This is a genomic window from Streptomyces sp. NPDC006335 (genome assembly GCF_040612795.1).
In the GTDB taxonomy this organism is placed as follows: Bacteria; Actinomycetota; Actinomycetes; order Streptomycetales; family Streptomycetaceae; genus Streptomyces.
In genome coordinates, this window is the sequence record NZ_JBEXQX010000013.1 from 49,214 (window position 1) to 75,877 (window position 26,664).

General features: G+C 70.4%; 21 protein-coding genes and 4 pseudogenes. 5 read left to right on the forward strand and 20 right to left on the reverse strand.

The genetic code is table 11. The annotated features are described in order from the left end of the window. The first annotated feature begins 4 nt into the window (after nt 1-4). Together ABZ098_RS30375 and ABZ098_RS30380 are read left to right on the forward strand one after the other, a co-directional pair. Nucleotides 5-1,270, forward strand: coding sequence for a tannase/feruloyl esterase family alpha/beta hydrolase (locus tag ABZ098_RS30375; protein WP_356596532.1), 1,266 nt, complete (start codon nt 5-7; stop codon nt 1,268-1,270). Between the two features lie 123 nt (nt 1,271-1,393). Then, a pseudogene (locus ABZ098_RS30380) lies at nt 1,394-1,590 on the forward strand (IS1380 family transposase); the annotation flags it as partial. A gap of 189 nt (nt 1,591-1,779) precedes the next feature. Here the strand turns inward: ABZ098_RS30380 and ABZ098_RS30385 are convergent. The 12 genes and pseudogenes from ABZ098_RS30385 to ABZ098_RS30440 all read right to left on the reverse strand — a co-directional run bounded on the left by ABZ098_RS30385 (nt 1,780) and on the right by ABZ098_RS30440 (nt 13,623). Further along, nucleotides 1,780-1,986: a hypothetical protein gene (locus ABZ098_RS30385; protein ID WP_356596534.1), complete on the reverse strand. Its 207-nt coding sequence runs from the start codon at nt 1,984-1,986 to the stop codon at nt 1,780-1,782. 562 nt (nt 1,987-2,548) lie between these two features. Further along, nucleotides 2,549-2,794: pseudogene (locus tag ABZ098_RS30390) on the reverse strand (DUF2255 family protein); the annotation flags it as partial. A 170-nt stretch (nt 2,795-2,964) separates the two neighbouring features. Then, nucleotides 2,965-4,095: an XdhC/CoxI family protein gene (locus tag ABZ098_RS30395; protein WP_356596536.1), complete on the reverse strand. Its 1,131-nt coding sequence runs from the start codon at nt 4,093-4,095 to the stop codon at nt 2,965-2,967. Between the two features lie 162 nt (nt 4,096-4,257). After that, nucleotides 4,258-6,453, reverse strand: coding sequence for a xanthine dehydrogenase family protein molybdopterin-binding subunit (locus ABZ098_RS30400; RefSeq protein ID WP_356596538.1), 2,196 nt, complete (start codon nt 6,451-6,453; stop codon nt 4,258-4,260). Beyond that, a complete protein-coding gene (locus tag ABZ098_RS30405) occupies nt 6,450-7,430 on the reverse strand; it encodes a xanthine dehydrogenase family protein subunit M (RefSeq protein ID WP_356596540.1) in 981 nt (326 codons plus the stop codon). Before ABZ098_RS30405 ends, ABZ098_RS30400 begins: the two co-directional genes overlap by 4 nt. Before the next feature lie 12 nt (nt 7,431-7,442). After that, nucleotides 7,443-8,093, reverse strand: a complete 651-nt coding sequence (locus ABZ098_RS30410) for a (2Fe-2S)-binding protein (protein WP_356596542.1) — start codon at nt 8,091-8,093, stop codon at nt 7,443-7,445. Between the two features lie 398 nt (nt 8,094-8,491). Continuing rightward, the gene (locus ABZ098_RS30415) at nt 8,492-8,905 is read right to left on the reverse strand and encodes a cupin domain-containing protein (RefSeq protein ID WP_356596891.1); all 414 of its coding nucleotides are present in this window, start codon (nt 8,903-8,905) and stop codon (nt 8,492-8,494) included. Between the two features lie 39 nt (nt 8,906-8,944). Further along, nucleotides 8,945-9,707 (reverse strand): annotated as a pseudogene (locus tag ABZ098_RS30420) (glucose 1-dehydrogenase); the annotation flags it as partial. Nucleotides 9,708-9,851: 144 nt separating this feature from the next. Then, nucleotides 9,852-11,105: an MFS transporter gene (locus ABZ098_RS30425; protein ID WP_356596544.1), complete on the reverse strand. Its 1,254-nt coding sequence runs from the start codon at nt 11,103-11,105 to the stop codon at nt 9,852-9,854. A 182-nt stretch (nt 11,106-11,287) separates the two neighbouring features. Further along, nucleotides 11,288-11,830 (reverse strand): cyclophilin-like fold protein, encoded by a 543-nt coding sequence (locus tag ABZ098_RS30430; protein WP_356596546.1) that lies wholly within the window; start codon nt 11,828-11,830, stop codon nt 11,288-11,290. A 16-nt stretch (nt 11,831-11,846) separates the two neighbouring features. Next, nucleotides 11,847-12,512, reverse strand: a complete 666-nt coding sequence (locus ABZ098_RS30435; RefSeq protein ID WP_356596548.1) for an SDR family NAD(P)-dependent oxidoreductase — start codon at nt 12,510-12,512, stop codon at nt 11,847-11,849. A gap of 94 nt (nt 12,513-12,606) precedes the next feature. Then, nucleotides 12,607-13,623 carry a zinc-dependent alcohol dehydrogenase family protein gene (locus ABZ098_RS30440; RefSeq protein WP_356596550.1) on the reverse strand — a complete coding sequence of 339 codons (1,017 nt, stop codon included), beginning with the start codon at nt 13,621-13,623 and terminating at the stop codon, nt 12,607-12,609. Nucleotides 13,624-13,796: 173 nt separating this feature from the next. On the opposite strand from ABZ098_RS30440, the gene ABZ098_RS30445 reads away from it, so the two are divergent. From ABZ098_RS30445 to ABZ098_RS30455, 3 genes and pseudogenes are all read left to right on the forward strand, one after another. Further along, complete coding sequence (locus ABZ098_RS30445) at nt 13,797-14,678, forward strand: helix-turn-helix domain-containing protein (RefSeq protein ID WP_356596552.1); 882 nt, start codon at nt 13,797-13,799, stop codon at nt 14,676-14,678. A gap of 43 nt (nt 14,679-14,721) precedes the next feature. After that, nucleotides 14,722-14,967, forward strand: a pseudogene (locus ABZ098_RS30450) (hypothetical protein); the annotation flags it as partial. 57 nt (nt 14,968-15,024) lie between these two features. Next, nucleotides 15,025-15,198 carry a hypothetical protein gene (locus ABZ098_RS30455; protein ID WP_356596911.1) on the forward strand — a complete coding sequence of 58 codons (174 nt, stop codon included), beginning with the start codon at nt 15,025-15,027 and terminating at the stop codon, nt 15,196-15,198. 767 nt (nt 15,199-15,965) lie between these two features. Here ABZ098_RS30455 and ABZ098_RS30460 read toward each other — a convergent pair. The 8 genes from ABZ098_RS30460 to ABZ098_RS30495 all read right to left on the reverse strand — a co-directional run bounded on the left by ABZ098_RS30460 (nt 15,966) and on the right by ABZ098_RS30495 (nt 26,543). Next, a complete protein-coding gene (locus ABZ098_RS30460; protein WP_356596554.1) occupies nt 15,966-17,357 on the reverse strand; it encodes a DUF6351 family protein in 1,392 nt (463 codons plus the stop codon). Nucleotides 17,358-17,523: 166 nt separating this feature from the next. Next, nucleotides 17,524-17,850: a DUF4387 domain-containing protein gene (locus ABZ098_RS30465; protein WP_356596556.1), complete on the reverse strand. Its 327-nt coding sequence runs from the start codon at nt 17,848-17,850 to the stop codon at nt 17,524-17,526. Continuing rightward, on the reverse strand, nt 17,843-19,228 hold the full coding sequence (locus ABZ098_RS30470) for an acyclic terpene utilization AtuA family protein (RefSeq protein ID WP_356596558.1): 1,386 nt from the start codon (nt 19,226-19,228) through the stop codon (nt 17,843-17,845). Before ABZ098_RS30470 ends, ABZ098_RS30465 begins: the two co-directional genes overlap by 8 nt. Before the next feature lie 42 nt (nt 19,229-19,270). Continuing rightward, nucleotides 19,271-20,257, reverse strand: coding sequence for a phosphoglycerate dehydrogenase (locus tag ABZ098_RS30475; RefSeq protein WP_356596560.1), 987 nt, complete (start codon nt 20,255-20,257; stop codon nt 19,271-19,273). 27 nt (nt 20,258-20,284) lie between these two features. Next, nucleotides 20,285-21,559 (reverse strand): MFS transporter, encoded by a 1,275-nt coding sequence (locus ABZ098_RS30480; protein ID WP_356596562.1) that lies wholly within the window; start codon nt 21,557-21,559, stop codon nt 20,285-20,287. A gap of 81 nt (nt 21,560-21,640) precedes the next feature. Continuing rightward, nucleotides 21,641-23,713, reverse strand: a complete 2,073-nt coding sequence (locus tag ABZ098_RS30485; RefSeq protein WP_356596564.1) for a hydantoinase/oxoprolinase family protein — start codon at nt 23,711-23,713, stop codon at nt 21,641-21,643. Beyond that, a complete protein-coding gene (locus ABZ098_RS30490; RefSeq protein ID WP_356596566.1) occupies nt 23,710-25,389 on the reverse strand; it encodes a hydantoinase B/oxoprolinase family protein in 1,680 nt (559 codons plus the stop codon). The genes ABZ098_RS30485 and ABZ098_RS30490 overlap by 4 nt, the downstream gene beginning before the upstream one ends. Next, nucleotides 25,386-26,543: a tartrate dehydrogenase gene (locus tag ABZ098_RS30495; protein ID WP_356596568.1), complete on the reverse strand. Its 1,158-nt coding sequence runs from the start codon at nt 26,541-26,543 to the stop codon at nt 25,386-25,388. Before ABZ098_RS30495 ends, ABZ098_RS30490 begins: the two co-directional genes overlap by 4 nt. Nucleotides 26,544-26,664: the final 121 nt, after the last annotated feature.

A 26,664-nucleotide genomic window follows, 5' to 3' on the forward strand; every position in this document is an offset into this window, starting at 1 on the left:
GCGCGTGTCGCTACCCGTCGACACCTGGAACGGGCGCTTCCAAGGCGTCGGAGGCGGTGGCTTCGACGGCTCCGTCCCGGACACCGAGAGCGCGGCGAAGACCGGTTACGCCGCCGCGGGTTCCGACTCCGGCCACACCGCCGACTCCAGCGACGCCTCGTGGGCCTGGTCCCCGACCGGCATGAACGCGTCCCTCATCCATGACTTCATCTCGCGCGCGCTGCACGAGACGACCGTCAAGGGCAAGGCCGTCACGCAGGCGTTCTACGGCACGTCACCCGCCTACTCGTACTGGAACGGCTGCTCGAACGGTGGCAGGGAAGGTCTTCAGGAAGCGCAGGTCCAGCCGCGCGACTACGACGGCATCCTGGCAGGCGCGCCGGCGATCCAGGCAGACCGGTTCCTCCCCGCGGCGATGTGGCCCCAGGTCGTGATGCACGAGTTCGACGACTTCGTGCCCTCGTGCAAGTCCGACGCGTTCAACCAGGCGGTCACAGCCGCATGCGACAGCCGGGACGGTGTGACCGACGGCGTCATCACGGACCCCCGGACCTGCCGCTTCAACCCCGACTCGCTGGTCGGCACCGTGACGCCCTGCGGCACGATCACGACCGAGGACGCGGCGGTGGTGAAAAGGATCTGGGACGGGCCACGACGCCCGGACGGTACCCGCCTGTGGTACGGAATCCTGCCCGGCGCCTCGTTCGCCAGACTCGCCGCCACCGTCAACGGCGACGGAGTCCCGACGCCCCTCGCCTCGGGCTGGTTCACCTACTGGCTGGCGAAGGACCCGTCCTTCGACTGGCACAGCCTGACCATGGCCAATTTCACCCACTACTTCGACCGCTCCCGTCACCAGTGGGGCCCCGTGGTCGGCACCGACGACCCCGACCTGAGCGCCTTCCGTGCCGCCGGCGGCAAACTGCTCCTCTGGCACGGCCTGGCCGACCAGCTGATCCCTCCCCAGGGAACGACCAGCTACTACACCCAGGTCACCGCCGCGATGGGCGGCAGGGCGAAGACCGAGCAGTTCGCCCGCCTGTTCACCGCCCCCGGCGTGGGCCACTGCAGGGGCGGGTCCGGCGCCGCCCCTGCCGACCCACTGACGGCCCTGGTCAAGTGGGTCGAACAGGGCAAGGCCCCCACCACACTGCGCGCCGAGAACGGGCCCATGAGCCGCCCGCTGTGCCGGTGGCCGGCCGTAGCCCGCTACGACGGATACGGCAACACGAACGATGCCGCCAACTTCCGCTGCACCGGCCGCCAGTGACGCGCCGAGCGTCTCGGTCGGCACGGACCACCGGTAGGTGACGATGAAACCCCCACGTCTTCGACCTGGGGGTTTCATCGTGGAGGGGGTGAGGCGAATCCAAGGCGCGCTCTTACCAGGCCGATCCTGCTGGATGTCGCCCTGGCGGTCACACTGGGCGGGGACCGCCTCGCGGACGTTGCGAGGCTGCGGTGTGAGCCGGCCGTCTTCGGCCCGAGCGTCTCCCCCTGATCGACATCCTCGCCGCCTCGGGCGACGAAGCCGCGCAGGCCATCCGGTCCGCGCGTTCCGAAGTCCGCCACCTTGCCTGGTCGTTGGCTTGCGTGTTAAGGGGACTCCTTCGCGTCCGCCGGTCGCGTTGGCGAGGGCGGCCCGCAGCGGACCTACATGGTCCGCAGCCTCGTCCGCCAGGTTTGTCCGGCGCCGGAACTGACGAGTTGGGCTACGTCACGCAGCGCTTTCCCCAGGAGCGTGACGGCTGCGTGGTTGTCGCCGGATTGCCGAAGCGCTTAGGCGGTGCGGGTCACCGTGATGAAACTGCCGGTTACCTGGACCGGCGTGGCGGTGAAGCCGGGCACGTAGCAGGAAAGGGATTGCGGGAAGGCCTTGGCGCTTCCCCGGATGAGGCGGGCGCCCAGGACGCGGGGCGGGTTGTCCAGCAGCAGTTGGCGGGGGACGGTGGCCGCTGCCATCTGTTCGAAGGCCCAGTACAACATCGGCGACGGTGTCGTCGTCGAAGAGCAGCAGGGCAATCTTCCCGTCGTGGCCGCCGTTATCGATGCTTTGGCGGGCGATGGACCGTGAGGTCGCTGTGGTGCGATCTTGGCTGCCGAACCTGCGGCTGACGGGGGTTGGGCGACGTGCGGCAGGGGGGACCCGACACCGCCGCAGAACCTGGACCTCGCGCCGGAATCGGGCCCGGAACTGGTCTTCCGTGGCCTGCCCGGCGTGTACGGCCTTCGCCGCTACTCGCTCGCCCCTCCCCGACCGCGGCGTAGACGGTGCCCATCCCACCCGCGCCCAGCACCCCGACTACCCGAAAGCGCCCGATCCGGGCCGGGTCCGAAGCACGACTGGCAGCAATCCGCGACACGAACAAGACCCTCGCCGAGAGCAATTGTGGACGAGATGTGAACCTTAGCGGGGTTGCTGACGCCACACGCCAGTCGGCATCAGATGCGATCCACCAGTGTCACGCCCGCCCAGCCGGACCCGAGCCCTCCGATGAGGGCGAACGTGGTCACGAGGTACTTCTTGCGAGGGACTGACCAGCTTCGGTCAGCGGAGGGTGAGTTCGAGGGTGGCGGCGCGGGCCCGGTCGGCGACCATCGGCGGGACGTAGACGCTGGCGGCGGCATACCTGGTGCGGTAAGCCCCGTCGATGCGGTCGTTGAGCGCGCCGTCGTGGATCGGGGTCAAGGTGAGGTCCTGGGCGATGCCGCCGCAGCGGATGTGTCCGGTGCCACTGTTCTTCGCGGTGCGGAACCAGGCACCGTCGGGGCTGTAAACGGTAGAACGCATGTAAAGGTCGTCTCCTTAGCGCACCGCCCCGATGGTGGTGGGCGTGCGCAGTCGGCCGCCGGCTCGCTCGGGCTGGATGTGCAGTGCGCCAATCTGCTCGGTCGCGTTGAGCTGGGCGCTGGTCCCGTGCGTCATCGCGATGTCTCCTTTTGCGCGCGGTTTTCCGTGGGGTCCTATCGGTAGTTCATCAACCGCGGCGGCCGGTGGATCGGGCCGGTGATCCGGGTCAGTGGCCGGCCCGTGCCCTGGTTGGCCTGGGCGATGATCTCCGCGGTGATGGAGACGGCCGTCTCCTCGGGCGTGCGGGCTCCGAGGTCGAGGCCGATCGGGGAACGCAGCCGCGCCAACTGGTCTGCCGTGACGCCCTCCTCGTGCAAGAGGTGCATGCGCTCGTCGTGGGTGCGGCGGGAGCCCATCGCCCCCACGTAGGTGACGGGCAGGCTGAGGGCAAGCCGCAGCAGGGGGATGTCGAACTTGGCGTCGTGCGTCAGGACACACACGGCGGTGCGCCCGTCCACGCTCGTGCGTTCCAGGTAGCGGTGGGGCCAGTCGACCACCACGTCGTCCGCGTGCGGGAAGCGGGCGGGGGTGGCGAAGACGGGGCGGGCGTCGCACACGGTGACGTGGTAGCCGAGGAAGCGGCCGGCCTGGCTGAGGGCGGCGGCGAAGTCGACGGCCCCGAAGACCAGCAGGCGCGGCCGGGACGCGTGCACGTGGACGAGGACGGACAGCCGTGCGGCGCATCCGTCCCCCTCCCCGCCGATGTCGACGCGGGCGGTACGGCCGGTCCGCAGCAGGGCCCTGGCCTGGCCTGCGATCACCCGGTCTCCCGGGCCGTCGGCCACCCGCCCGTGAGCGGCACGATCACCGCCGAGCACGCTCAGCGTGGCGCCGAGGAGGTGCTCCGGGCCGTCCACGACCTGCGCCACGGCGGCCGGTCGCCCTTGTGTGATTTCGCAGAGGGCGGTGGCCAGGTGCGGCTGGCCTGCGGGATCGACGCGCTGGACGAAGACGTCGAGTTCGCCGCCGCAGGTCAGGCCGACGGCGAAGGCGTCGTCGTCGGAGTAGCCGAACCAGGTCCGCTGCGGTGCGCCCCGGTCACGGAGCACCTGTCGGCACAGGTCGTAGACCGCGCCTTCGACGCAGCCGCCGGAGATGCTGCCGATCGCGGTGCCGTCCTCGTCGACTGCGACCGACGTACCGGCCGGCAGGGGTGCGCTGCCGTGCACGTCGACGACGGTGGCCAGGGCGAAAGGGCGTGCTTCGCGGCACCAGCGGTGCAGTGTGTCCGCGATGTTGAGCATGGCAGTTCTCCACGGCAGGACCAGGATCGGAAGGTGAAACGGGCCGCCGCCGCGACGCAGGGGAAAACGTCACGCGGCGGCGGCCCTCGGAAGTCCGGCCGCCGGACGATGCGCGGGCTGCCGGACGAGTGGTGTGCGCCGCGCCGGGCCGAAGCGTACGGGTCAGAGCAACGCCTCGACGGTGATGGGCAGTTCGCGGATGCGGCGGCCGGTGGCGTTGAAGACCGCGTTGCCGATCGCGGCCGCCACACCCACCTGGACCACCTCGCCGAGCCCCTTGACGCCGAGCGCGTTGCCGTCGTTGTCCTCACCGTCCAGGTAGATCGCCCTGACCTCGGGGACGTCCGCATTGACGGGGACGAGGTAGTCGGCGAGGTTGGCGTTGACGATCCGGCCGTCGCGGTGGTCGATGGCCGTGTGCTCCAGCAGGGCGGTGCCGATGCCGCCCACGATGCCGCCGATCGCCTGGCTGTCGGCGAGCTTGGGGCTGATGATGCGGCCCGCGTCGTACACGCCGAGCATGCGCCTGACCCGTACGAGGCCCAGGGTCGTGTCGACGGCGACCTCGGCGAAGGTGGCGTTGTAGGCGTGGTAGGAGTGCCGCGCGGGACTGGGCGGCCCGGTGTAGGAGCCGTCCGCTTCGAGGTGGGTGCGGTCGTTGCGGGCCAGTAGCGTCCGGTACGTCTCGCCGCGGGCCGGGTCGTCCTGCACGTGCAGCCGGCCGCCGCGTACCACCACGTCGTCCGCCGCCACCCCGTACAGCGGTGACTCGCGGTCCTCGACGGCCAGCTTGACCGCCTGCCGCCGCACCTGGGTGCAGGCGTCGTGGACGGCGGTGCCGACGCTGGCCATGGTCGACGAGCCGCCGTGCGGCGAGGTCGGCGGGTACCGGGAGTCACCGAGCCGGAAGGTGACCGTGCGCATGGTCAGCCCGAGGGCGTCGGCGGCGACCTGGGTCTGGGAGGTGTAGGTGCCCGGCCCCATGTCACTGGTGGCCGCCTCGACCACAGCGGTGCCGTCGGCATCCAGGCGGGCCCGAGCCTGTCCGGGGTATCGCCCGGGGTCGTAGACGCCGGCGGCCATACCCAGACCGATCAGCCAGTCGCCCTCGCGCCTCGAACGGGGTCGGGGGTTGCGGCGCTGCCAGCCGAACTCGCGGGCACCGACGGTGTAGCACTCGCGCAGCCGACGGGTGGAGAACGGCAGGTTGCTCGACTCGTCCTCGCTCGGTTCGTTGCGCAGGCGCAGCTCGATCGGGTCGACGCCGAGCTTGTGCGCGAGTTCGTCCACGGCCGACTCGATCACGAACGACGCCGAGGCGAAGCCGGGACCGCGCATCCAGATCGGGGTGTTCACGTCCAGGGGGACCGTCCGGTACGCCTGGCTGACGTTCGGCATGCTGTAGAGCATCCGCCCGGCGCCCATGACGGCCTCGGTGAACGTCTCGTACGAGGAGGTCTCGGCGTCGATGTCGTGGATCGCGGCGGACAGCCGGCCGCGCCGGTCGCTACCGAGGCGCAGCCGGTACTCGTACGACGGCCTGAAACCGGTGCCGAAGTACATCTGTTTGCGGCTCAGCACGAGCTTGACCGGATGCTTCGTCTCCCGTGCGGCCAGGGCGGCGACGACGCTGTGCGGCCAGCAGCGCAGGCCGCTGCCGAAGCCGCCGCCGACGAAGGGGTTGATGACGCGCACCGACTCCGCGGGCAGGCCGAATACGGCCGCGAGCTCGTCATGCGTGCCCATCACCCATTGCGTCTTGTCCCAGACGGTCAGCTTGTCGCCGTCCCAGCGGGCGATGGTGGCGTGCGGCTCCATCGGATTGTGATGATTGCGCGCCAGCTCGTAGGTCAGGTCGAGCCGTACGGGGGCGTCGCGCAGGCCCGCTTCCGCATCGCCGCGTGCGTAGTTGGTCGGCTTGTCCCGCTCCGCCTCGTGCAGGTCGGTCGAGGGCTGTTCGGCGTCGTACTCGACCTTGACCAGGCTCGCACCGTGCTGTGCGGCCTCGAGGGTGGTGGCGACCACGACGGCGACCGGCTGGCCGTGGAAGCGGACGCGGTCGTCCTGGAAGACCCGCAGCCTCTGGCCCGGCGGGTTGTTCGACCCGGCGTTGTCGCGGTACGGCAACTTCGGTGCGTTGCCGTGGTGGATCACCCGCAACACGCCCGGCTGGGCTTCGGCGGCGCCTGTGTCGATACCGGTGATACGCCCGCGACCGATGCTCGCGTCCACGATGACGGCGTGCACCGCCCCGCCTACATCGAACTCGGCAGCGTACTGCGCCTTGCCCGTGACCTTCAGCCGGCCGTCCACCCGGGACAGCGGCGCACCCACGGCTGCCTGCGGCTGGGGGCTCACCTGGTACCTCCTACGATGCGCAGCTGGCGTTCGACGGTCCGCTTGAGCAGCTCGACCTTGAAGCGGTTGTGTTGAAGGGGACGGGCGCCTTCCGCCGCCTTGGCGGCAGCGGCCGTCCACAACGCGTCCGAGGGGCGCTCGCCGACGAGGTACCGCTCGACGGCCGGCAGCTTCCACGGCACCGTGCCCACCCCTCCGGCGGCCACTCGCCCCTCGCGGATCACCCCGCCGCGCACATGCAGGGCAACGGCCGCCGAGGTCAGGGCGAACTCGTAGGACTGCCGGTCACGCACCTTCAGGTAACCCGACTTCAGCGGACGCGGCAACGCGGGGATCTCCACGGAGGTAATCAATTCGCCCTTTCTCAGGGCCTGTTCACGGTTGGGGGTGCTGCCCGGTCGCAGCAGGAAGTCGGCGAAGGCGACCTGCCGCTCCCCGTCCGGGCCCAGCAGGCGCACCTGCGCCTCAAGCGCCGTGAAGGCCACGGCGACGTCGGAGGGGTGGGTCGCCACGCAGGCGTCGGACGTGCCCAGGATGGCGTGCGTACGGTTGACGCCCTCCAGCGCCGCGCAACCGGAACCTGGTTCGCGCTTGTTGCAGTCGGCGGTCACGTCCCGGAAGTAGGTGCAGCGGGTGCGCTGCATGATGTTGCCGCCGATGGTCGCCATGTTCCGCAGCTGGGCCGACGCGCTCAGCTCCAGCGCCTCGGAGACGACCGGGAACAGGGTGTGCACCTTGCGGTGGGCGGCGGCCTCGGACATGGTCACCAGGGCGCCGATGCGCAAGCCGCCGCGCTCGGTGACGGTGATCTGGTCCAGCGGCAGACCGCTGATGTCGACCAGCGCCTCGGGCCGCTCGACGGTCTCCCGCATCAGGTCGACCAGCGTGGTGCCGCCGGCGATGTAACGCCCGCCACTGCGACCGGCGTCGAGGGCTTCTTGCGTGTCGGACACGCGGGTGTAGGTGAAGGGATGCATGACGGCCGCTCCTTACTTCCGGGCGGCGGTCTGCTCGACCGCGCGCACGATTTTCACGTAGCAACCGCAGCGGCAGATGTTGCCGCTCATCCACTCCCGGATCTCCTCCGGCGAGCCGGTGTGGCCCTCCTTGATGCAGCCGACACCGGAGACGATCTGGCCGGGTGTGCAGTAGCCGCACTGGAAGGCGTCCTGGTCGATGAACGCCTGCTGCAGCGGGTGGAGTCGGTCGCCTTCGGCCAGGCCCTCGACCGTGGTGACCTCGGCCCCCTCCAGGCGAACGGCCAGCGTCAGACAGGCATTGACCCGCCGGCCGTCGACCAGCACGGTGCACGCGCCGCAGGCCCCGGCGTTGCAGCCCTTCTTGGAGCCGGTGAGGCCGAGATGCTCGCGCAACAGGTCCAGCAGGGACGTGCGGTTGTCGACCGTCACGGTCCGGCGAGTGCCGTTGACCGTCAGGGACACGTGGCCGGAGGGCGGCGCCTCGGCGGCGACCACCTCCTGAGGAGCCGCGAGGAGTGACCCTCCGATCACCCCGCTCGCGACGACCGCACCACCGACCGCCGTACTGGTGGCGATGAAGGTGCGCCGAGTGGGCGCCGGGGCGGACTCGCCGGCTCCGGTGGGGGGTGGAACGGCAGACTCGGGGAGTTCAGTGGACATACGTACGCCTTCGTATCGCGGACGGATCGGCCGTACTCGACAGGGGGACGGGAGACTGGATCGTCGTCACCGCGGGGAACGGGGCAACCGTGCGCCTGGCAGCAGCGACCGGTCATGGGGAGTCTTGCACCCCTGGCAACGCGCGTGGCAGGGAGACTTTCCTCCCCCTTTACTCTCCGTCAGGAGCGACTGGCCGACGTCATCGGGGGCACTTTCGCGCGGGGAGAGGCAGGACAGAGCCGCGTCGACTCCCCCGTGTGGTTGTCTCCGCGTCGCTCACCCCTTCGTTGTGCGTGGCCACTGATCGTCCGCTTCGGGCAGATCGCCGGCCCGGCCCCCGCCGGTACGCCCTGACGTCCTGAGTGAGCCCGGGTCGCGTGATCGATGACTGGCCGGGGCTACTGGTTGCGGGCGCGGGGACTGTTGTACTGCCGGTCGGTGACCGGCTCGGCCCAGGCGGTCTCGGGGGTGCCGTCGCCGGTGACCTCCCACAGGGCGATGTGCTCCATGAACCGGTCGGGGACGGCGCCGTGCCAGTGCTCCTCGTTCGGCGGACACGCGACGGTCTCGCCGGGGTGGGCCTCGAAGACGGTGCTGTCCCGGGTGCCGATCAAGGCGATGCCGGAGACGACGTGCAGGGTCTGGCCCACAGCGTGGGAGTGCCAGTTGGTGCGGGCACCCGGGGAGAAGCGGACCAGGTTGGCGCGCATCCGGGACGGCTCCCGGCCGGCCACGATGACGTCCCACCACACGTCGCCGGTGAACCAGTCGGCCGGGGCCTTGCTGCTGGGCTGCTGCTTGATGAATTCCATGGTGTCTCTCACGTCCCTTTCGTGCGTGGGCTGTTCCTGGCGGCCGACGTAGCCGCCGTCGACGGAGAAGGCGACGCCGACGACGAAGCCGGCACCGGGGCTGCACAGCCACAGGACCGCCTGGGCGACTTCCTCAGCGGTGCCGAGCCGCTTGACGGGTTGGCTGGCCTCCGCCTCGACGCGGTCCAGCTCCCCCTTGTCGATCACGTCGCTGACCATGGGCGTGTCGATGGTTCCGGGGCAGACGGCGTTGACGCGGATGCCCCGCGGGGCGTATTCGAGGGCGGTGCTGGAGGTCAGGCCGATCACTCCGTGCTTCGAGGCGTGGTAGGAGGCGCGGCCGGGGAGACCGACGAGGCCGCCCAGGGAGGAGCAGTTGACGATGGCTCCGCTGCCCTGGGCGCGCATGTGCCGCAGTTCGTGCTTCATGCAGGCCCACACGCCGCGGAGTTGATGGCCTTGACGCGGTCGTACCTCTCGGCGGGTTCGTCGGCGGCGTCGCTTGGCGGGATCTGGATGCCGGCGTTGTTGTAGGCCATGTCGAGGCGGCCGAAGCTCTCCACGGTGCGGTCGACCGCGTCGGCGACCTGGTCCTCGTCGCTGACGTCGCAGGTAAGGGCGAGGGCTTGGTGGCCGGCATCGGTGAGTTCCTTCGCGGCTGCGTTCAGGGCCGCTTCGTCGATGTCGGTGAGGGCGACGGCGGCCCCGGAGGCGGCGAACGCGCGGACGGTCGCCAGGCCCATGCCGGCGCCTGCTCCGGTGACGAGGCGACCCGTCCGGTGAAGTCGTAGCTGGGGTTCATGTCGGGTTGTCCCTTCGAACGTTGGCGCGGCGGGGCGAGTAGGAGGAGGCTGCTTGGTGAGCGTCGGCGGCACGGCGCGCCGCCTCTGACGGATCATCGGAGGAATCCGGCGCCGCCTGCTTCCTCGGAGTCCCCTCGCTTGTGTCAGTGCTGTGACGGCGCCTGCGCGGAGTCGCGTCGTGCGTGGGCGGGGGCGGTGCGCTGGGCGACGATCCGCGTCCTGCGCGGGGTTCCCCTGACGGCGAGGGCTGTCAGCGGGAGGAGGGTGAGGGCCGCGATGGCGGTGCCCACGAGGGGCGGGCCGGTCAGTCCGAGGGAGGAGTCCAGGGCCGCACCGGCGATCGCCGATCCGGCGGCGACGCCGACGTTGAAGGCGGAGGTGGTCAGCGCCGAGGTGAGGGTGGGAGCGTCGCCCGCGAAGCGCATGGCGAGGGCGGTGACGACCGGGTTGACCGTGAAGCCGGTCAGGCCCATGAGGAAGACGAGAGCGGTGACCGTCACCGGGTTGGTGGACAGCGGGATCATCAGGAGCAGGACCAGGGCGGTGGCCGTGGCGGCCGTGATGGTGGTGACCATCGGACGCCGGTCGCCCAGGCGGCCGCCCGTGGTGGTGCCGCCCAGGGCGCCGACGCCGAAGGCGATGAGGACGAGCGGGACGGCGCCTGCGGGAATCCCCGCGCGGTCGGTCAGCAACGGCGTGACATAGGTGTACGTCGCCAGGACGCCGCCCATGATCAGCATCGCGGCGCCGAGCGCCAGCCACAGCCGGCCCTGACGCAGAGCCCGGGCCTCGGCCCGGAGGGACCCCTCGGCGGGCTGCTCCTGGGCCGGGATGAAGCGGCCGATGAACACGGCGGCAAGCCCGGAGAGAGCGGCCAGGGCCCAGAAGGGGCCGCGCCAGCCGGTGAACTGGCCGGCGAAGGAGCCGATCGGCACGCCGACGACGTTGGCCAGGGTCAGCCCCCCGATCATGACGCCCGTGGCACGGGTGGCGTGGTGCGGCCCTGCGGCGGTGGTGGCGACGACGAAGCCGACGGACCAGAACGCTCCGGTGGCCAGAGCGGTGACGACGCGGGCGGCGAGGACGATCGTGAAGGACGTGCTGAAGGCGGCGACGAGGTGTCCGAGGCAGAACACGGACAGGGCGAGGATCAACGTCTGGCGCTGAGGCAGGTGCAGGGTTGCCATGGCCATGGTCGGCGCCCCGATGATCATGCCGACGGCGAAGGCGGTGATCAGGAGGCCGGCGTGGGAGACGCTGACTCCGAGGTCACCTGCCAGCTCCGGCAGCAGACCGGCGACGACGAACTCGGTGGTCCCCATCAGGAACGTGCCGGCGGCGAGCACCCAGACGGCGAAGGGAAGCTTGCCGGGGGTGGTCCCGGACGCGGAAGGCATACGGGTGCTCTCTCCTTGAGTGGTAGTCGGTGGTCGTGGTGGCGGCGGGGCCGTCCCGGCGAAGGGGACGGCGCGGCCACGTCCTTCACCGTTCCATGGAGCGAAACGGAGTGAAAGGGGAGGATCTTCTCCCCCCTACTCGGGTGAGCGTCCGCGTGAGGCGAGCGGTGCGGTCGGGCGGATCAGGGCGCGGCTTCGATGGTGATGCGGTCGGCCCCGGCGAGGCGGTCGGTGTCGGCGTCGATGTGGCCGAGGATGAGCAGGTCGGCGTTGGCGGAGTCGCCGTCGCGGTAGAAGAGGGCCAGGTTGCCCCAGGGCGCGTAGTAGGTCAGGTCGCCGGGCTTGGGCGCGGCCGGTTCGGGAGCGCCGGAGGTGGTGAGCCTGCGCGGCAGGTCGGCGATCCGTTCCGTCTGGTGGAAGTCCTCCAGGTCCAGGGTGAGCGGGAGCAACTCGACGAAGTCACGGGCGGCAGGGCTGTCGCTCAAGGTGGCGTCGACGGGGTGGCCGTCGAGGGTGACCCGGATGTCCATGGCGGTGTTCCTGTCGGACGGTGCGGTGTTCCTGTCGGAGGGTGCGGTGCTTGCCTCGGCCGTCGGTGTCTGCTGCCGTGCGGGGGATGCCGCACGCGGGGAGACCGGCGGGGTGTCGGTGCAGGCCGTCACGGTCAGCAGGACAGCGGTGGCCGTGGCGGCGCGAGCGAGGGCACGGTGGGCGGCCGCGTTCATGGGTGTCGTCCCTGGATCAGTCGGGCAGGGGCTCGGAGTAGTGGCGGAAACCGTCCCGCTGCCGGTGGATGTCGAACAGGCGCTGAGCCAGGGCGTCGGGGCTGCTGTGCTCGGCGTCGGGGCGGATGGCACCCGGGATGATCAGCTGAGCGGCGTAGATGTTCTCGGGGGCGAGCGCGTCGTGGAGCATGTGGGCGTAGGCGCTCTCCGCGGCGAATGCGATTGAGGTGCCGGCCACCTTCGGGTTCGGTCGTACGGCGCTGGAACCGTTGACGAACAGCAGTGTGCCGCGGCCGAGTTGACGCATGCCGTGCAGGACGGTGTTCACCGCGGCGCTGGGGCCCTTGACGGAGAAGGCGAGCGGGGCGTCGAGGTCGTCGGCGCTCGTGTCGAGGACCGGCTTCATGAAGTCGGCGCGCGGCACCGGGCTGTACTGGAGGATCTCGACGGGCCCCAGGGCCGCCGCAGCCGCGTACAGGGCCGCGGTCAGCGACTCGACGTCGAGGACGTCGGCGGGGAAGCCACGAGCCTGGATGTTGTCACGGGCGAGTTCGGCGGCCAGGCCGTCCAGCTTCTCCGCGTCGCGGGAGATCAGGGCGACGGTGTGACCGGCGGCTCCGAAGCGGCGGGCGGTGGCAAGTCCGAGGCCGGGGCCGGCGCCGACGAGGGCGAAGGTCGTCATGGTCAATCCTTGCGTGAGCGAGCGGGAGTTGTTTCGGCCCGGGCCCACCGCACCGCCTGGGGGCGGCCGGGCCCCTGGTGTGAGGCGTGTGTGGTCAGGGCTTGAGGAGGGCCTTGACGGCGCGGCGCTCGTCCATGGCCCGGTAGCCCTCGGCGACCTGGTCCAGGGGCAGGGTGAGGTCGAAGACCTTGCCGGGGTTGATACGGCCGGTCAGGACGCGGTCGATCAGGTCGGGCAGGTAGCGGCGGACGGGTGCGGGGCCGCCGCGCAGGCCGACGTGGGAGAAGAACAGTTCCTGGCCGTCGATCGCGACGTCGTGCGGGACGCCGACAAAGCCGACGTTGCCGCCGGGCCGGGCGCAGTGCAGGGCCTGCCGCATGGCCTCGGAGGTGCCGACGCACTCCAGCACCGAGTCGGCGCCGACGCCGCCGGTGAGGTCCTTGACGCGGGCGATGCCTTCGTCGCCGCGCTCACTGACGATGTCGGTGGCACCGAACTCCAGGGCAAGCTTCTGCCGGGATTCATGGCGGCTCATCGCGATGATCCGCTCCGCGCCCAGCTCCTTCGCGGCGATGACGCCGCACAGGCCGACCGCTCCGTCGCCGACGACGACGGCCGTCGAGCCCGGCTGTACTTCCGCGGCGAGGGCGGCGTACCAGCCGGTGCCCATCACATCAGAGACGGCGAGCAGGCTGGGCACCGCCTCGGCGTCGGGCTGCTCGTCGGTGGCGACGAGGGTGCCGTGGGCGTTGGGGATACGGACGTAGTCGGCCTGGCAGGTGGTCATGAACTCGCGGTGCAGGCAGTTGGACTGCCAGCCGTTGCGGCAGTTCACGCAGGTATTGTCCGAGGTGGCGAACGAGCCGACCACGAACTGGCCCGGCTTGACGTGGGTGACCTCGCTGCCCGCCTCCTCCACGATGCCGACGTACTCGTGGCCCATCGGATGGGGTTCGTCCACCGGCTCCGCGCCGCGGTAGGGCCACAGGTCCGAGCCGCACACGCAGGTGGCGACCGTCCGGATGATCGCGTCGGTGGGCCGGGTGATCTCCGGGTCTTCCAGGGTCTCGAAGCGCACGTCGCCAGGGGCGTGAATGACTGCTCCGCGCATGATTGGGTGCTGCCTTCGGTAGGAGGGTCTGGAACCGCAGCCGGGGATCTGGGACGGCTGCTCGGTATCGAGCCTCACACGCGAGGGCAGGCACGAAAAGCGGAGAGTTTCCTCCCGGGAGGGAAACATCCTGGGAGGAAACTCTCCCCCCTTCGCCAGGTGCGACCGGTGTCATGCTGGGCAGCATGACCAGCAACGTTCCCCTCAATGAGCTGGGAGAGTTCCTCAAGAAGCGCCGCTCGGAGCTGAGCCCGCGCACGGTCGGGCTTCCCGAGACCGACAGGCCCCGCCGGGTCGACGGCCTGCGCCGCGAGGAAGTCGCCCAGCTCGCCAGCATCAGCACCGACTACTACACCCGCCTCGAACAGGGCCGTATGCAGGCGTCCGCGCCCGTGCTGGACGTCCTCGCCCGCGTACTCCATCTGGACGACGACGAACGCGGCTACCTCTTCCAGCTCGCCGGCAAAACCGCCACCCGCACGAGGCGTCGCGGCCGGCAGAAGGTTCAGCCGCAACTGCAGCGGGTCCTGGACGACCTCACCGCCACTCCGGCCGTCGTGCAGGGCCGGCGCGGCGACATCCTGGCCTGGAACGTACTGGCCGCCGCCCTGGTCACCGACTTCTCCCGCGTCCCCGAAAAACACCGCAACTACCCCCGGATCATCTTCACCGATCCGGCCATGCGCACCCTGTACGCCGACTGGGAGAGCTCCGCGCACATCGCCGTCGCCCAACTGCGCATGGAGGCCGCGAAGTATCCCGAGGACCCGCGCCTGATCGAGCTGGTCGGTGAACTGTCCATGCGCGACAAGCAGTTCGCCCGCTGGTGGGGCGATCACCACGTCGCCGCACGCACCGTGGGCACGAAGACCCTCGATCACCCGGTCGTCGGCGAACTCGTCCTGGACTGGGACACCCTCACCGCCAACACCGATCCCGACCAGCACCTGACCGTCTGGACCGCCGCCCCCGGCTCCCCCACCCACGAACGACTGCGCATCCTCGCCTCCTGGGCCGCCGACCAGCACCTGCCCGCGTCGGCACCACTCACCTGACCCGAGCAGCCGCTTCCACGACCTCGCCGGAGGGGTTCGGTCGATGACCTTCACACGGCCGGATGCTCATCACCGTCGACAACGACGCATCGATGCTCTGGGAGCTGTCCAAGGCGACTCACCCGGCCCTGCGGAGCAAGGACCTGCCCGCCATGATCATCCGCGTCGGAACGTTCGGCCCGGACAGTCACACCCTCGCGACCAGCAGCATCTACGCCCCGCCGCCCACGTCACGGCGGCGGCGTTCTCCCCGGACGGCCGCACGCTGGCCGTCGGCCGCTCCGACGGCACGATCATCCTGTCGGACGTCTCCCAGCTGTCGAAGCCGATACGGGTCGGTCAACCGATGACCGGCCCGAGTGACCCGAACGGCAGCACGAGGGCCTTGAACGTGACGGTCGCGGTGATCGGCATGGCCTTCTCCCGCGACGGCCGCCCCCTGGCGACCACGAACCTGACGAAGACACTGCTCCTGTGGGACGTGACCGACTCCTCCAATCCGCAGGAGACACCTCGATGACCGTCCGCCGCCCCTCTCCGCCGTGCCCTCTTCCTTCCCGCCATCTGCAGCACCTAGCGGAGCTCCGGCGATGAGCCGCAGCCCGATCCGTCACGAGGCGATCGAGGACCGGCTGCGCCAGGCTCTCGCCGCCCAGCCCGAGACCATCGACTGGGGACAGCTGCGGCCTGCCCGCCTGCCCGACAGGCCCAGAAGGTGGTCCCTCCCCCAGCACCGGACCGCCGTCGTGTTGCTGGATCTGGCCGCAGCTGTCGCGTGCGCCTTGTTCGCCGTCATGAACGGCTCTCCGGACAGCCCGGTCCGTGAGGCCGACACTCCCCCGCATTCAGTGAACCCACCCACGTCCCAGGCCCCGGCTTCCAGCAGCAGCGCGGTTCCGCCCACGGGGCCACCGGCGGAGAAGCGCCTGTCCCGACTTCCCTGTCACCACGCCCGGGACCGGGTGGCGGTCAGGGCAAAGCACCCCGGGCGCAATCGCCCGGGGAATTTCCGCCGGAAGTCGGGGCCCTGGAGCGACAGTTCGACATGTAGGCACGCTCGCCGTTGTCGCGCCGGAACACACGCGAGGGTCTCCGGCACCGGTTCGGGAGCCTGTCCGCGGCCCTGCTCCAGGCGCGTGTAGCAGTCGGAGCTGATCGACGCCGGCAAGGCGACCCCCTCATAGCCCTACATCCTCGCTCTGCCGCCGCCACGGTCAGAGCGGCACCCGGTCGGCGGCGGCCGGCGTGAACTGCCCCGGCGCCACCGGTCGGGACCACGGAGCCGCTTCAGGGTGCGATGCCCACGCCCTCGATACGGCTCCACGCCTGTTCCTGCGCGGCGGACATGGCGGGCCAGTGGAAGCCGCCGGGCCGGGGCCGGACCCGGGTGGCGAACGGGGCGGGGCGGAACGCCGGGTCGTAGAAGCAGCCACCGCCGTACCGGGTGTCCAACGCGCCGCACGAACGCCTGATCGCGGTGGGTGTGGGCTTCCGGCCGGTGCGCGTCCATGTGTCCAGAGCCGCCAGGGAGTTGGCGTACTCGGCGTTGCTGAGCGCGCTGTGATCGCTCTCCCTCGTGAAGGTCTGGACGAGGTTCTCGCTTCGGCCCGCGGCCTGGACCGTGGCACGATAGGCGGCCTCGTGCTCGACGAAGACCTGGGGGTCGCCGATGGCGTGCAGCGTGAGGACCGGGAGCGGGATCCGTCCGGTGAGGTCGCTGTCGTAGGAGAGGTCGCGGCGCGCGGTGGAGTCGGCCGAGAAGCGCGCCACGCCGGCGTTGAGCGCCTTGTCGTCGTGTGAACCGTCGTAGCGGACCCCTCGGTTGCTGAACGGGTTACGGCCGTCGAGCCGGTTGGACACGATGTCTCGGACGAGGAAGGCCGCGTACTGCATGTTCGTGGCCAGGGACCGTTCCGGGATGCGGGTGACGGACAGGATGTCGTCGAGGTTGCGCTGCTGCTCAGAGGTTCGGTCGGCCGGGTCGGAGTCGATGCCGGTGCACTCCTGGAGGCGGCTGTGGACCTCGTCGGCTGTCATCGGGGAGTCGGCGGGCAGTCCTTGCCACAGCGGGTACTGCGGCTCGGTGGGGCGGGGCAGGTTGCGGCAGTAGTACTGGTAGACCGTCCGCAGGTCCACGCGCGTGTCGTAGCCGCGCGAGCCGCCGGCCAGGAAGCCGTTGGTCAGCAGGACTCCGTCGTAGGGGCCGCGCTTCCGGCCGTAGGTCTCGGCGACCTTGGCGGCGACGTTGCCGCCCCAGGACTGGCCGTGCAGGTAGGTGCGGTCGGGGCGGCCGAAGTGGCCGACGAACAGGCGGCGTACGTTCTCCGTGTCGGCGGCGGCCATCCTGACCCCGTAGCCGCCGCGCCGGTACGAGGAGCCCGCCCAGGCATAGCCCTCGTCGACCATCACCGCCCAGCGTTCCAGGTCCTCGGTGCTGGTGGACTCGTCGTAGGAGAAGTCGGGACCGCCGTGGGAGTGGACGACGAGGGAGCCGTTCCAGTGTTCGGGGACGGCCATCGTGTAGTACGCACCGTTGGCGTCCCGGCCGGTGTAGCAGTCGGCCTTCGGCTCCAGGTGGCCCGGGCAGGCGGCGGGAGTGGGGCGCGTGGTGTCGGCCGGGCCGGCGGGTGCGGTGCCGAGCGTGCCCACCATCGCGGCCGCGACCAGTGCCGTCAGCATCACCGAACGGCGTCCGCGAACGCGAGGACGGGTACTGGCCTCGGGTACGGCAGGTGTGTTCAAGGAACTGCTCCTTCGGGTGCTTGTGGGGCGGATAGGTGAAGGACCGCGTCTGACAGTCGCGTTCGGGATCACCGCCGGGGCCGCCCCTTCGTCCGGGCGGCGGTCAGGCGGGTACGGGCAGGACCGCCAGCGGCACATGGTGCTGGCCTGAGTGGACGTCACGGTCACGCAGCGATGCCTGGCTGACGGGGCGCGGGAAGGAGATCTTGACGACCTTCAGCGACGGGATGCGGAACATCAGTACGTCGGCCTCGTCGAGTCCGTAGAGCCGGGCGACCGTGCCCTCGTTGAGGAACGTCTCGTCGGCCGCGATGCGATAGCCGTCCTCGTCACGCATGAACAGCTCCATGGTGACCCAGAAGGGCCCGGCGTTCTTGGACCGGACCTCGTGCGCGAGGTCTCCCAGGGTGATGGGGGCGGTCTCAGCCATGGTGGGAGGACTCCTCGAACTCGGTGCGGAACATGTCGGTGGGCGTGACGGTGTCGACGACGTGGTTGAGGACGAACTCGTACGCCGGTCCCCGCTCGACCTCGGCCGGTGAGGTGGCGAACGCCAGGCTCGGCAGGTAGTCCATGTCTGCCGTCGGCAGGTGGAGCATCAAGGGGTTGGCGATCTTGGCGACGGCGGTGGCGGTGCTCTGGTCCGGTGTGTTGACGAGGAGCATGACTCCCACCTCGCGGGGCGGACCCGCGGCCGGTTCGAGGTCCCCGAGGATGGCGTTGTGCCCGTACAGGCGCAGGTCGAAGGCGTACTTGTCCTCGTCCAGGCCGATCGTCTGTGCCACCCGCTGCTTGATCATCGTCCGCATGAGATCGGCCCAGGCGTCGATGTTCGCCAGGATGTGCGGATCCCTGATCGCGCTGAACGACATCGTCTCGTAGCCGGTGACCCTGGCGCCTTCGAGCTTGATGGTGTGCTGGTCGGCGACATGGAACTGCGAACCCTCGACCCGCACTGTGCGGTCGTCCAGCGCGGTGTAGACGGCCTCACGGACGTCGAGGGTGCCGTCCGGTTCGCGCATCTGGAACGGGTCCACCGTCTCGTAGAGCATGTGGGCGGCGACCAGGATCGGTGTGCAGGCGGCCGTCGGATCGAGCGGCTCGATGGTGAAGCCGTCGGCGTCGACTGTGGCCAGCACCCCACCCGCGCGCGGGTTGCTGGTGCACTGCCCACCGCACTCGATGATCTTGGCGGCGTGCCATGCCGGCCCGGCCGGCATCCCCTTCATCAGCGGATAGGCGGCGGCGATGGCGGTGTCCGTGGCGCGTCCGGCGAGCACGACCTGCGCCCCGGCCTCCAGCGCCGCGACGATCGGCTCGTGTCCCATGGCGCCCACGATGTGTGCGCAGCTCTGCAGCGTCTGCGGGTCCAGTTCGTCCAGCGGCGGCAGGGCATGGATCCGGCCCTCGTCGAGGCGTTTCAGGAGCGTGCCGGTCGACTGCTCGCTGTAGATGCGCGCCACCGGCAGCCGCAGCCCCTCGGACGCCAGGATGTCGGCGACGATGCCGGCGACCCAGTCGACCCCCGAGTCGGTTCCGCTGGTGCCGCACGAGCCCACGATCAGGGGGATGCCGGCGCCTGCCGCCGCCCTGAGAAGGATCCGCAGGTCACGGGCGACCGCCGCACGAGTGGTCTTGGGCTGTGACGCGCCGAGATAGTAGGGACCGGAGTCGGTGCTGCCCCCGTCGACGGAGATGACATCGGCGCCGAGCGCCAGGCCCCGCTCGATGGTGGCCTCGGGAAAGCCGGCTCCGAGCATGCCGGTCGGTGCCAGGACCTTGACCTGGTCAACCCGTTCGTTTTCCATGTTCCTCTTTCTTGTCGGTGGCGGGCACGGGGCGGGCGGGTGTCATCCGTCGACCCGGGCGGTGGGTGCCGGGGGCAGCAGGTGGGCGTTCACCGCGAACCGGGGTCGGCCCGCGAGGGCGGCCATCACCTCGGCCGCGCCCTCGAGGCCGGCGGCCGCGCGGGCTTCGGCGGTCTGGCCCGCGAGGTGGGAGAAGACGACGATGCCCTCCACGTCCCGCAGCGGGCTGTCGGCCGCCAGCGGCTCCTCGCTCACCACGTCGAGGGCCGCCGCGGCGATCTCGCCGGTGCGTACGGCGTCGGCGAGGGCCTGTTCGTCGACGACGGCCCCGCGCGCGGTGTTGACCAGCACCGCCGTCGACTTCATCCGCCGGAAGGCGGAGGCGTCCAGCAGACCGCGGGTGCGGTCGGTCAGCGCGGTGTGCACCGATACGTAGTCGGATGCCGCCAGCAACTCGGGGAGGGTGACGAACCGCACCGACGGGTCGGATCGCTCGTCCTCGGGCACACCGGTCGTGCAGAGCACCTTCATGCCGAAGGCTCTCGCCAGCGGCACCACGGCGCGCGCCGCCGCCCCGTATCCGATCAGGCCGAGCGTCGACCCTCGCAACTCGTGACCGTCCTGTCTCGGCCACCCGCCGGCGGCGACGCCCACCGCGCTCTGCACCAGTCGCCGGGCGGCCGCCAGCAGCAGGCCGAGGGTGTACTCGGCCACGGCGTTGGCGTTGATGCCCGGCAGGTTGCTCACGGTGATGCCGAGCCTGGCCGCGGCGACGACGTCGATCGAGTCGTAGCCGACACCGGTGCGCACGATGGCGCGCAGGCTGGGGGCTTCGGCGAGGACCTGGGCGGTCAGGGGTTCATGGCCGACGAGCCCGGCGTCGATCCCGTCGAGGGCGGCGACGAGGTGCTCGGGGCCGTGCCGGCCGGCCAGCGGGGCGTGCACCGTCGTGTGGCCGTGCGCCCGGAGATGGTCATCGACCTTGTCACCGGGCCGTAGGTAGTCCGTGGTGATCAGAATGCGGGGCACTGTTCCTCGTCTCTGGTTGCGAGCCGGTCACTTGGCGAGGGTCAGGGTGGTACCGCGCTGCAGCGCGCTGATCCTGACCACGACGACGATCGACAGCGCGGCGACCAAGGCGATGTCGATGAGCATCAAGGGCCAGCCGGTGATGTCGACCATCCCGCCGACCAGCGCGGGCCCCAGGAAGCCGCCGCCGGACCAGCCGACGGTGTACATGCCGGCGTAGGTCCCGAAGACCCGTGCCGAGGGTGCGAGGTTCCACAGGACGACCACCGCGTTGACCAGGAAGCAGGTCGCGCCGGGCGCCGCGAGGCACAGGGCCACGGTGGCCCCCGTCGGGGTCTGGACGAGCGTTCCCAGCACCATGGCGCCGGCGAAGACCGACATGCCCACGGCCATGACCCGGAGCCGGCCGTAGCGCTCGGCGAGTACGGCGGCCGGGTACGCCGCCAGGATGAAGGCGATACCGCTCGGCAGGGTGAGACCGCCGGCGGCTCCCCGTGACATGTCCAGGGCTTCCATCCCGTACGGCGTGATCAACGACCGGGACGCGGCCCAGGCGCTGCCGAAGAGGAGAATCGCGAGGAACAGCAGGAGCCGGCTGCGATCGGAATCCTTGAGGATCTCCACGAAGGTGTCCCGGACCCGTGGCTCGGTGCGCTGGGCACCGTCCTGCTCATCGCACTCGGCCACCGCCGCCCGGTAGGCAGGGGACCGGTTGTCGCGCACGGTGGCCGCGAGCACCCCGATCGAGATCAGCATGATGATCGCGGGGATGGCGAACGCGAGGCTGAGATGGTTGTCGACCAGGAAAATGCTGATGAGCGCGGCGACGATGGCCGTGACACTCGAGGCGATCTTGACGGCGGCGTTGGCGCGGCTTCGTCGCTCGGGTGCGATGAAGTCCGGTACGAGCGCCTCGGCGATCGGCTTGAAGGTGTTGGCGACGAGGGCGTACGAGAACAGCACCACGATCAACAGCGGCAACGACGCCGCGCTGTGCGGAATGAGGATGAACAGCGCGGCGGCGACGGGCATCCCGACCACCAGGTAGGGCATGCGCCTGCCCCAGGAGGTCCTGGTCCGGTCGGAACGGTTGCCGATCCACGGCTGGATGAAGATGCCGAGCAGGTTGTCCATGCCCATCAGCAGACCCACGACGGCCGCGCTGGTGATGTGCTCCCGCAGGAGCGGCGGAACCTGGGACTCGTAGAAGTTCCAGGTCGACTCCTGTGCGAAGACCGCGAGAGCGACCAGAAACGTGATGCGCCGGGTACCTTTGCGCTGCCCTGCTGACACCGTCGTCATGAGGGTCGTCCCTTCGCGCCGCCACCATGCTGGGCAGCCGCTGGATAGGTTGTCGGTGTGGGCGTGGGGATGAGAGGCACTTCAGGCCCGGTCGACCTCGACCACGAGGGTCAGGTCGTCGGTGACCCGGACACGGCAGTCCGGCCCGAAGGAACAGGACGACTCGCGTTCCTCGAAGATCGCCGGACCTGTCAGCTCGGTTCCCGGTGTGAGCTCGTAGCGGTTCCAGACGGTGGCTTCGAGCAGCCCGTGTCCGGGAAAGTACACCGGCCGGACACCGCGGCTCGCCTCACCTCCTCGGGCGCGGTCGGCTCCGGTGGACAGCTCGTGAGCGGGCAGTCGCAGGGAAAGCCGCCAGTTCACGACTTCCACGGCCCCGTCGAGGGTGCGGCCGAACACGTCGCGGTACGTGGACTCGAAGGCGCTCTGGATGCGTCCGAGACCGGCTGGACCGAAGTCCTGCTCGGGCACGGTGACCTCGATCTCGAAGCCCTGGCCGAGGTAACGCATGTCGGCCGAGCGACGGACCCGCACGAGCTTCGGGTCTCCGGCCTGGAGTGTCTCGGTGGCGCGGGCCGTCATCTCGTCGTACAGCGCGCCGATTTGGTCCCAGTCGACGTCGGCGAGAGGCGAGGGCAGACTGCGGACCTCGTCGACCGTGGGAGCGGCGGCGAGGAGCCCGCAGGCGGACATCACTCCGGCCCGCATGGGCACGATCACTCGGGGGATCTTCAGCGACCTCGCCAGTCCGTAGGCATGGGCCGGTCCGGCTCCGCCGAAGGCCAGCAGCGCGAAGTCGGCCGGGTCCTTCCCCTGCTCGGACAGGTGCATGCGGGCGGCAGCGGCCATGCTCTCGGTGACCACCTCCACGATCCCGGCGGCAGCGTCCACGGTGTCGAGTCCCAGAGGGCCCGCCACCTCACGGGTCAACGCCTTGTGGGCCTCGCGCGTCCGCAGCCTCATCTCGCCGCCGAGGAAGTTCTCCGCGTCGAGATGGCCCAGCAGCAGGTCGGCGTCCGTCACGGTGGGCCGCTCGCCTCCCCGCCCGTAGGCGACGGGGCCGGGCACCGAGCCGGCGCTGCGCGGTCCGACCTTGAGCAGCCCGAGTGCGTCGGGTGCCGCGATCGAGCCGCCTCCCGACCCGATCTCGATCATGTCGACGACGGTCAGGCGCACCGGCAGTCCCGAGCCGGGCTTGAACTTGTCGACCCGCCCCGCCTCGAAGTCGTGCTTGAGCGTGGCTCTGCCCCCTTGGACGACGGCGATCTTCGCCGTGGTGCCGCCCATGTCGAAGGAGACCACGTCCTGTTCCCCCAGAGTCCGGGCCACCGCGGCAGCGGCGATGGCACCGGCCGCCGGGCCCGACTCGAGCAGCCGTACCGGGAACCGCTTGGCGTCCTCGAGGGTCGTGACACCACCGCCGGAGAGCATGATGCGAAGGGGCGCGTCGACCCCCATGGCGATGAGGTCCTCACGCAGGTCGTCGAGGTAGCGGGACATCAGAGGTTGCACGTACGCGTTCAGGCAGGCGGTGCCGGCCCGCTCGTACTCTCCGATGACCGGGGCCACGGCGCTGGAGAGGGTGACGGGCAGGCCGGGGTGTGCCCGCGCGACCAGGTCCCGCACCCGGTGCTCGTGACCGGCGTCGCGGTAGGAGTGCATCAGGGCCACGGCCAGTGCCTCGATACCTTGGTCCACCAGTTCCCGCACAGCCGCGAGGGCGGCATCGTCGTCGAGCGGTTCGAGTTCACCGCCGTCCGCGGCGATTCTGCCGGGTATGCCCCGGCGCAGACAGCGCGGCACCAGGGGCTGAGCGGGCCGGGCGAGCAGATCGGCGGTGTCGAACCTCGTCTCCCGTCCCATTTCGAGACAGTCGCTGAAGCCGCGGGTGGTCAGCAGACCGACGACCGCTCCGGTGCGCTCCAGGAGGGTGTTGGTCACCAACGTGGTGCCGTGGACGATGCCCGCGACGTCTCCGGGGGCCGTGGACGTCTCCTGCAGGAGTCGAGCGATCCCCGCGGTGATGGCCTCGTTGGGGGCGTGGGGCGTGGTGGGCAGCTTCCCTGGCCGGAGCAGTTGCCTGCGCGGGTCGTGCAGGAGCAGATCGGTGAACGTCCCGCCGACGTCGACGCCTATCCGGACCGTGCGGCTCATCGGCCCATCTCCTCACGTGCGCTACCGCATGTCGTCCGGGATGTGCGCGGGTTCTGTCGGCCGGCCGCAGCGGTGTAGCCGGCGATCTCGTCGGCGATCAGGAGCTCGGGCTCACGCTCCTGGGCAGGGCCGAACCCGCCGCCGCCGGCGAAGGAGATGATCACCGATGCGCCGGGGGCGAGCTGCGAGACGGACTTCAGCGGGACCCGCTCGCCGGAGTTCAGGACGACCTGTGCGGTGGCACCGGGTTCACCGCCGGCCAGCCCGAGCGCCGGATGCCGTTCACGGTCCCCGAGCAGCACCATCTGCACCGGTCGGCTGGTCGGATTGCGGACCTCGATGTCCTGGCCCAGCCCTCCGCGACGCCGGCCCCGTCCGCCCGATCCGGCACGCAACTCCTTGCGGACGAAGTGCAGGGGAGACGCGGCTTCAAGGACCTCGATGCTGCCGCCGCCGGAGTTGGTCGGGAAGGCGGTGGTGGACAGCCCGTCCGACTCCTTGGACGCGCCCATGCCCGCGTTGGCGAAGAGCATGAGGCTGAAAGGCCGACCGGAGTCGTCGAGCCCGGCGAAGCGGACGCGCAGGGCGGGGGCACCGCCGCTGTCGGCGATGACACGGTCGGGCAGCACCGGGGCCAGTGCCTGGTACACCGCGCAGGACAGGAGATGCCCGGTGAGGTGCCGTGCCACGACGGGTGCGGGAAACCTCGGGTTGACGATCGTGCCTTTCGGCGCAGTGACCTGGATGGACCGGTAGGAGCCCCAGTTGGTCCGGGTGGACGGGTCCAGCAGGATCTTCAGCGGATACATGGAGTAGGCGCGGGTGTAGTTCAGCGTCGAGTTCGTCGCGAAGGGCACTTGGGGGGAGCTGCCGGTGTAGTCGATCTCGACCTCCTCGCCACGAACGGTCACCGCGCATGCGATGTGCGTGGGATGCCCCTCGACGCCGTCCGCGTCCAGCGCGGCGCGGTAGACGCCGTCGGGCAGCTCGCGGATGCCCGTCCGCATCGCGGCGTCGGTCACCGCGTGGACCTGGTCCGCGAACGCCTCGAAGTCCGGCTCACGGAAGTCGGTGAGGAACTCCCGGGCACGTCGGCGGCACACGCCGTGTGCCGCGGCCTGGGCCTCCAGGTCACCCCAGACCTGGTCCGCCAGTCGTACGTTCGCCAGCAGCAGGTCCTTGACTCCCCGCTCGACCCGTCCGGCCCGGAACAGGCGCAGGGGAGGGATCAGGATGCCCTCGGAGAGCAGCTCGGTCGCGCTCATCGACGGTGTGCCACCGATGTCCGGCGAGTGCGCCACGGTGCCCGCGAACGCGACGAGCCGTCCCTGGTGGAAGACCGGGGAGATCATGGCGATGTCGGGCAGGTGCCCGGTGGCGATCCACGGGTCGTTGGTGATGACGCTGTCGCCGTCCTGCCACTCGTCCGCCGGGAACTGTTCGAGAACCAGCGCGGTCAGCGAACTCATCAGGGCCGCGAAGGCGGGGATGCCGGCCCGGGACTCGGCCAGCGTGCGGCCGGCGCGGTCCATCAGGACGACGGTGTAGTCGTTCGACTCCCGGATGATCGTGGAGAAGGCCGTGCGCAGCATCGTGGCGGCCGCCTCGTCGGTGGCGGCGGCAAGCCGGTCCCAGCGCACTTCGAGGCCGACCGGGTCGGAGACAGGTCTGATCATGACGCCGTGACCCCCTCTTCGACCGTGCGGTCGGCCACGTCACCGGCCGCCCCTCCCCCGCCGTGGGCGCGGGGTGACGTCGCGGCGATCCGGGCCGCGATGGCCTTGCCAAGCCCCACCGTGGTCCCCGGGCCTCCGAGGTCGGGGGTGACCACGCCCGGCTGCTCGTCCAGAACGTTCTCGATCGCGGCCACGACGTGCGCGGCCGCCGCGTGTTCACCGAGGTGCGTGAGCATCATGGCGCCGCTCCAGATCTGGCCGACGGGGTTCGCGACCCCGAGACCGGCGATGTCCGGCGCCGACCCGTGCACCGGCTCGAAGAGACTCGGGAAGGAACGGTCGGGGTTGATGTTGGCGCTGGGGGCGATGCCTATCGTTCCGGTGCAGGCCGGCCCGAGGTCGGAGAGGATGTCACCGAACAGATTGCTGGCGACGACCACGTCGTACCGGTCGGGCCGGAGGACGAACTTCGCGGCGAGGATGTCGATGTGGTCCTTGTCGGCGGTCACCTCGGGGTAGCGGGCGGCCATCTCGGTCGCCCGCTCGTCCCAGTAGGGCATGGAGATCGAGATTCCGTTGCTCTTCGTCGCCCAGGTCAGGTGTTTGTCCGGCCGGGACGAGGCGAGTTCGAAGGCATAGCGCAGGACACGGTCGACACCGGTCCGTGTCATGACAGTCTCCTGGACCACTGTCTCGCGATCGGTGCCCTCGAAGATCCGGCCGCCGATGCTGGAGTACTCGCCCTCGGTGTTCTCCCGCACGACATAGAAGTCGATGTCGCCCGGCCGGTGGTCACGCAGCGGACTGCGCACCCCGCGCAGCAGTCGGACGGGACGCAGATTGACGTACTGGTCGAAGCCCCGCCGCAGCTGCAGCAGGCTGCCCCACAGCGAGACATGGTCCGGGACGACCTCCGGCCATCCGACCGCGCCGAAGAAGATCGCGTCGAACCCGCCGAGTACGTCCCGCCAGTTGTCGGGCAGCATCCTGCCGTGGCGCAGCCAGTAGTCGGCGCTGGCGAAGTCGAACTCGGTGACGTCGAGTTGGAACCCGTACGCCTCGGCGGCGGCGCGCAGGCACCTGAGCCCCTCCGGGACGACCTCGCGGCCGATCCCGTCGCCCGGAATCGCTGCGATGCGATAGCTCTGCGGCACGAATTCACTCCCAGTCCACGGATCGATGCGCACGTCCGGTGGCGAGCACTCTCTCCCAGAGGCATACCGGTCACGGCGCGGCTGGGTCCCACCTTGGCCAGCGGTGACAGTCGTTACAAGC